This is a genomic window from Lysinibacillus sp. FW301-JW8 (assembly GCF_058788755.1).
In genome coordinates, this window is the sequence record NZ_JBYTBB010000125.1 from 1 (window position 1) to 6,150 (window position 6,150).

At 35.5% G+C, this 6,150-nt stretch carries 7 protein-coding genes; 5 read left to right on the forward strand and 2 right to left on the reverse strand.

All coding sequences use genetic code 11. The annotated features are described in order from the left end of the window. Positions 1–116: 116 nt before the first annotated feature. Together AC3WOM_RS26335 and AC3WOM_RS26340 are read right to left on the reverse strand one after the other, a co-directional pair. Entirely contained in the window at positions 117–572 is a 456-nt protein-coding gene (locus tag AC3WOM_RS26335) for a TlpA family protein disulfide reductase (protein ID WP_427544898.1), read from the reverse strand. Positions 573–753: 181 nt separating this feature from the next. Next, on the reverse strand, positions 754–1,296 hold the full coding sequence (locus tag AC3WOM_RS26340; protein ID WP_427544900.1) for a peroxiredoxin: 543 nt from the start codon (positions 1,294–1,296) through the stop codon (positions 754–756). Positions 1,297–1,702: 406 nt separating this feature from the next. Here AC3WOM_RS26340 and AC3WOM_RS26345 point away from each other — a divergent pair, with 406 nt between their 5' ends. From AC3WOM_RS26345 to AC3WOM_RS26365, 5 genes are read left to right on the forward strand one after another with little or no spacing between them, the layout of a single operon-like run. Further along, entirely contained in the window at positions 1,703–2,245 is a 543-nt protein-coding gene (locus AC3WOM_RS26345) for a helix-turn-helix domain-containing protein (protein ID WP_427544902.1), read from the forward strand. A 16-nt stretch (positions 2,246–2,261) separates the two neighbouring features. Next, the gene (locus AC3WOM_RS26350) at positions 2,262–3,368 is read left to right on the forward strand and encodes an ABC transporter ATP-binding protein (RefSeq protein WP_427544904.1); all 1,107 of its coding nucleotides are present in this window, start codon (positions 2,262–2,264) and stop codon (positions 3,366–3,368) included. Further along, on the forward strand, positions 3,358–4,167 hold the full coding sequence (locus AC3WOM_RS26355; protein ID WP_427544906.1) for an ABC transporter permease: 810 nt from the start codon (positions 3,358–3,360) through the stop codon (positions 4,165–4,167). The genes AC3WOM_RS26350 and AC3WOM_RS26355 overlap by 11 nt, the downstream gene beginning before the upstream one ends. Next, a complete protein-coding gene (locus AC3WOM_RS26360; protein WP_492449076.1) occupies positions 4,164–4,961 on the forward strand; it encodes an ABC transporter permease in 798 nt (265 codons plus the stop codon). The genes AC3WOM_RS26355 and AC3WOM_RS26360 overlap by 4 nt, the downstream gene beginning before the upstream one ends. Next, entirely contained in the window at positions 4,958–6,031 is a 1,074-nt protein-coding gene (locus AC3WOM_RS26365; RefSeq protein ID WP_492449079.1) for an ABC transporter substrate-binding protein, read from the forward strand. The genes AC3WOM_RS26360 and AC3WOM_RS26365 overlap by 4 nt, the downstream gene beginning before the upstream one ends. Positions 6,032–6,150: the final 119 nt, after the last annotated feature.

Below are 6,150 nucleotides of genomic sequence, written 5' to 3' on the forward strand. Positions count from 1 at the left end.
CGTTTTGAAAAAGGGCTATACTTTTTAATTTGTCACCTTGATTTCATTGACATAATAGTATTTCAACAACATGAAAAGACGAGAATCTAAATTATTCTCGTCTTTTCATCATGCTCTTATTCAGCATTTCGCATTTCATCTAATACACGATTTACACGTTTTTCTAGCATTTTCATACCGCTGCCACCAGCTTGCATATGACGCAGCTGACCATCTTTATCAAACACAAAATATGCAGGCACATATTGGTTTTCAAAAGCATCTGTTAACTTCATTTCACTATCCACAAAGATTGGTTGCACAATGTCATGCTCAGCCGCTACTGCTTTAATTGTCTCTAAATCAGTATCTGCTTCAGAACGCGGCATATGTACTGCTACAACATTTAGCTCATCTTTATATTGATCACGGAAATTATTAACATCTGGCATAGCCTCTTTACATAAATGACAGCTTACTGACCAGAAATGGATTAATGTTGGTTTTTTGCCTACTAATTCTGCTTTTGTTACTTCTCCATTTAACCAAGTCGTTGCGCCAACTAATTCAGGCATTTGTTCACGAAGTTTCATAAAAATCCTCCTCTAATATATCTTTTGTCTTCAAATGTTTTAGATTATGGTCAAAAACTCTTCCCAAAATCTACTACAATCCGAGGTAAAGTAAATTAACATTCGCCAATTCACTTAAAAGTCCCCACAAGCATGTCGTGGGGACTCTTTTTTTGTTAAATAATGACTCAACTCTATTTTATTATAGAGTTGCTTGACCTGGACGCCAGTTTGCTGGGCAAAGACCACCAGTTTGTAATGCTTGAAGTACACGTAAAGTTTCATCTACATCACGGCCGATGTTGTTATCGAAAATTGTTTGGTATTTTAATTCGCCTTCTGGGTTGATGATGAATAAACCGCGTAGTGCGATACCTTCTTCTTCAATTAATACACCATAATCTTTAGAAATTTGGTGGTTTGTGTCAGCAGCTAATGGATATTTTAATTCACCAAGACCATTTTGAGTGCGGTCTGTGTTAATCCATGCTAAGTGTGTGTGAATTGTATCCGTAGACACACCAATTACTTCTGCATCTAAGTCCTCGAACTCGTCGTAACGATCGCTCATTGCAGTGATTTCAGTTGGGCATACAAAAGTGAAGTCCATTGGGTAGAAGAAAAGAACAGTCCATTTGTCTTGCGCTTTAATGTCTTCTAATGATACTTTGCCAAAAGATTTGTCTGGAAGTACTGCTTCCATTGTAAAGTCAGGTGCTTGTTTACCTACCATGCGTTCTGCCATAATAAATCCCTCCGATTAAATATGTAGTGTATATATTCCATTCGCACTAGCGAACTCGTCTTCTACGATAGCAGAGTAATCGTAGTTTTTCAAACAAGTAAACTTCGTTAAGGGACATGTTTCAAATTATCTGACAAATTTTTGTCAAATCCCGAAATGGAATAGCGGCTACAGCCTATTTATTAGCTATTTTTAACAATTTTATTCTAGAATAAACAAACTTTTTCTTCTTGCGATTTATGTTAAATTTCTAAAAATTTTTTCTTCTTTTTTTTCACTAAAAACAATTGCATATCTAAAATTTTTATGTATAATTGTAATGGTTTTAGTAAACTAAAAGTTTTGTTAAAGTAAACTTCATATTTCAAAAGTTTATGATTGCTAAACTTCTTCTAGGAGGGAAAAGATGCAAATAGGAGCAAAAATTAAAGCGCTTCGTTTAAAAAAAGGTCTTACCCAAGAGGAGCTTGGAGAACGTACAGATTTAAGTAAAGGTTATATTTCCCAATTAGAACGTGATTTAAATTCACCTTCTATAGAAACACTCTTTTCGATATTAGAAGTGTTAGGGTCAACACCTAAGGAATTTTTTGATGATGAATCACCTGAACAAAAGGTTGTTTATACAGAGGAAGATCAATCTACCTATACGGATGAAGAAAAAAAATATGAAATTCAATGGCTTATTCCAACATCAAATGAAAAAGAAATGGAGCCTATTTTCCTAACTCTTGCTGCTGAAGGTGAATTTAAACAATTTGAACCCTCACTCTCCGAAACCTTTATTTATGTAGTGAAAGGTCGTATTCGTCTCGTTTTGGGGAATGAACAGTATATAGCTAGTGAAGGTAACGCTCTCTATTTTGATGCGACAGATCATCATCAAATTTTTAATGCACATGATGCTGAAACAAAGATTTTGCTTGTCGCTACGGATTCATACTTATAGCTAAGGAGGCGCATCTATGACAACGAATTCAATTATCCGCTTTGAAAATGTTTCAAAGTCTTATAATGACGGCACGATCGTCTTAAAAAACATTAATCTAGAGCTAGAAAAAGGGAAATTTTACACATTATTAGGTCCCTCTGGTTGTGGTAAAACAACTATTTTACGAATTATCGCAGGCTTCACTGAACCATCTACAGGAGATGTTTATTTTCACGATAAGAAAATCAACTCAGTGCCAGCAAATGAACGTCAAGTAAACACAGTCTTTCAGGATTATGCATTGTTTCCTCATTTAAATGTCTTTGAAAATGTCGCATTTGGACTACGTATTAAAAAGCTGCCTGAAAACGAAATTAAGGAACGTGTGGCTGAAGCATTAAAATTTGTCAATCTTGCTGGATACGGAAGCCGTGAAATTTCTGAAATGTCAGGTGGTCAGCGTCAGCGTGTAGCAATTGCTCGTGCGATCGTAAATGATCCAGAAGTAATCTTATTAGATGAACCTCTTTCAGCGTTAGATTTAAAGCTACGTACTGAGATGCAATATGAGCTTCGAGAATTACAGCAACGTCTTGGCAAAACGTTTGTCTTCGTGACACACGATCAAGAAGAAGCACTTGCTATGAGTGATGAAATATTTGTACTAAGTGAAGGCCAAATTCAACAATCAGGTACTCCTGTTGATATTTATGATGAGCCCATTAACCGCTTCGTAGCTGACTTTATAGGAGAATCAAATATTGTACCTGGTGTAATGGTTGAGGATTTCAAAGTAGAGTTTGCTGGCAAAATGTTCGAATGTGTTGACCAAGGGATGAAACCAAATGAAAAAGTCGATATTGTTATTCGTCCAGAGGATTTAGAAATGACAACTATTGATAAAGGTAAACTTATCGTAAAAGTTGATACGCAATTATTCCGTGGTGTGCATTATGAATTATCCACATATGATAAAGATGGCAATGAGTGGCTTGTCCATTCTTTGAAAAAAGCTGAGGTAGGGACAGAAATTGGCTTAGATTTTGATCCAGAGGCTATTCATGTTATGCGTTTAAATGAAACCGAAGAAGAGTTTGACAAACGTTTAGAAGCTTATGGAGATGAAGACGATGCAAGCTAAAACATCGAAATCAGCCTTATTTCCATACGTTTTATGGATTGCATTTTTCGTTATTGCACCAATTGCACTGGTCGTATACTATTCCCTACTAGATATACATGGCAATTTCACGTTTGATAACTATAAAGCATTCTTTACTTCTGTTTATTTAAAAATGACATTAAGCTCGTTCTGGTATGCGTTTTTAATTACCTTCTTTACGTTACTAGTTTCGTATCCAACAGCCTATTTTTTAACAAAAACTAAGTATAAGCAGCTTTGGCTACTACTAATTATTATTCCTTCTTGGATTAATCTTTTGTTAAAAACGTATGCTTTTATCGGTATTTTTGGCTTATACGGTCCATTAAATGCATTTATTGAAGTATTTGGCTTTGATCCAAAGCAAATGCTATTTACAGATATTAGCTTTGTATTTGTATCAGTGTATATTTTTATACCTTTTATGATCTTACCTATCTTTAATTCTTTAGATCGTTTAAACCCTACTCTTATCTATGCAGCACGTGATTTGGGTGCATCTGCCTTTACGACATTCCGTCGTGTTGTACTGCCTTTGACTATGGATGGCGTTAAATCGGGAATACAGGTTGTATTTATTCCTGCATTATCTCTATTTATGATTACACGCTTAATTGCTGGAAACCGCGTGATTACACTTGGCACAGCTATTGAACAACAGTTCTTAGTGACTCAAAACTGGGGAATGGGCTCGACTATCGCTGTATTCCTAATTTTATTCATGGTCATTATTATGCTGATTACAGGACAAAAGGATAAAGGGGGCAGCGTACGATGAATAAATTATCAGCTTCCGCAAAGGTGTATTTAGCTCTTGTTTTTATCGTTTTGTATGCACCTATCTTTTATTTAATTTTTTATTCTTTTAACAGTGGCGGCTCCATGAATAATTTTGAATCCTTTACGCTTGAACATTATAAAGCTGTATTTGAGGACTCCCGTCTGCTGGTTATTTTAATTAATACGGTCATCGTAGCACTGCTTTCCGCTTTAATTTCAACAATTATCGGTACATTAGGTGCAATTGGTATTGTAACAGTGAAAGATGCAAAAATGCGTAATACATTACTTTCCTTAAACAATGTATTGATTGTAAGTCCTGATGTTATTATTGGTGCGAGCTTTTTAATTTTGTTCACGATGGTTGGTATTAAATTAGGCTTTGCTTCTGTTTTATTAGCACACGTAGCTTTTAGTGTACCAATTGTTGTACTGATGGTTTTACCAAAGCTGTTAGAAATGAATACATCATTAATTGATGCTGCATTAGATTTAGGCGCATCCAAAAAAGATGTGATGATGCGTGTCATTTTACCGTATATTCAGCCTGGGATCTTTGCAGGGTTCTTCCTTGCCCTTACGTATTCCTTAGATGACTTTGCGGTAACCTTTTTCGTAACTGGCAATGGCTTCAGTACATTATCTGTGGAAATTTACTCTATGGCACGTGCTGGAATTTCCTTAACGGTAAATGCTATTTCTGGCTTAGTATTCTTCGTTACGGTGATTGTCGTAGTCGGTTATTACTTCATCACAAGTCGCGCTAGTAAAAGAACGGAGGGACAACAATGAAGCAATTAATTCAAGCTACAATTGCAATACTTGTCGTGTCCGCCCTATTATTCTACGCTGCTGATGCCTTGAGTGCTGGTGGTGGAAAAAGCGGGAAAAACACGTTAACGATCTTTAACTGGGGAGAATATATAGATCCTGATTTGCTAAAGCAATTTGAAAAAGAAACAGGTATTCATGTAATTTATGAGACGTTTGACTCCAATGAAGCCATGATGACAAAAATTCAACAGGGTGGAACGGCTTATGATATTGCTGTACCTTCTGAATATATGATTGAAAAAATGAAGGAAGAAAATTTATTAATTCCTTTAGATAAAACAAAAATCCCTAATTTAAAAAATATTGATCCATATTTTCTAGATTTACCATTTGATAATGACAATAAATATTCAGTCCCTTACTTCTGGGGAACAGTAGGTATTGTCTATAATCCAAACCTTGTTGGTGATTTAGATTTCTCTTCATGGGATGATTTGTGGGACCCTTCATTAAAACGAAAAGTCTTTTTAGTAGATGGTGCTCGTGAGGTAATCGGGATGGGCTTAAATAGCCTAGGACATTCACTGAATTCATTGGATAATCATGAACTACGTGAAGCTACAGACAAACTAATTACACTTGCCCCAAATGTTAAAGCCATCATTGGTGATGAAATTACGCCGTTAATGATCAATAACGAGGCAACTGTAGCCCTCACTTGGTCTGGGCAGGCAGCAGATATGATGTCAGAAAATGAAGAGCTAGACTTTGCAGTACCAGAGGAAGGCTCAAACTTATGGTTTGATAATATGGTCATCCCAAAAACATCTAAAAATATTGAGGGTGCTCATGCCTTTATTAATTTTATGCTAAAAGCTGAGTCAGGTGCCCAAAACGCTGATTATGTTGGCTACTCTACCCCTAACATTGCAGCAATGAAATTAATGGATAAGGAAGTTGTATCTGATGAACGTTATTACCCTTCTGAAGAGCAACGAGAAACATTAGAAGTATATAAAAACTTAGGTCCTGATTACTTAGGCAAATACAATGAATTATTTTTAGAATTTAAAATGAGTATTCGATAGATTATAAAAAGTGATGAAAAACAAAATTGTTTTTCATCACTTTTTTTCATGTTGTTGAAATACTATTATGTCAATGAAATCAAGGTGACAAATTAAAAAGTATAGCCCTTTTTCAAAAC

Excerpts from the sequence above, each read along its gene's own strand:
- AC3WOM_RS26345 (WP_427544902.1), top strand. The coding sequence starts at position 1,703 with ATGCAAATAGGAGCAAAAATTAAAGCGCTTCGTTTAAAAAAAGGTCTT.
- AC3WOM_RS26355 (WP_427544906.1), top strand. The coding sequence starts at position 3,358 with ATGCAAGCTAAAACATCGAAATCAGCCTTATTTCCATACGTTTTATGG.
- AC3WOM_RS26365 (WP_492449079.1), top strand. The coding sequence starts at position 4,958 with ATGAAGCAATTAATTCAAGCTACAATTGCAATACTTGTCGTGTCCGCC.
- AC3WOM_RS26360 (WP_492449076.1), top strand. The coding sequence starts at position 4,164 with ATGAATAAATTATCAGCTTCCGCAAAGGTGTATTTAGCTCTTGTTTTT.
- AC3WOM_RS26335 (WP_427544898.1), bottom strand. The coding sequence starts at position 572 with ATGAAACTTCGTGAACAAATGCCTGAATTAGTTGGCGCAACGACTTGG.
- AC3WOM_RS26350 (WP_427544904.1), top strand. The coding sequence starts at position 2,262 with ATGACAACGAATTCAATTATCCGCTTTGAAAATGTTTCAAAGTCTTAT.
- AC3WOM_RS26340 (WP_427544900.1), bottom strand. The coding sequence starts at position 1,296 with ATGGCAGAACGCATGGTAGGTAAACAAGCACCTGACTTTACAATGGAA.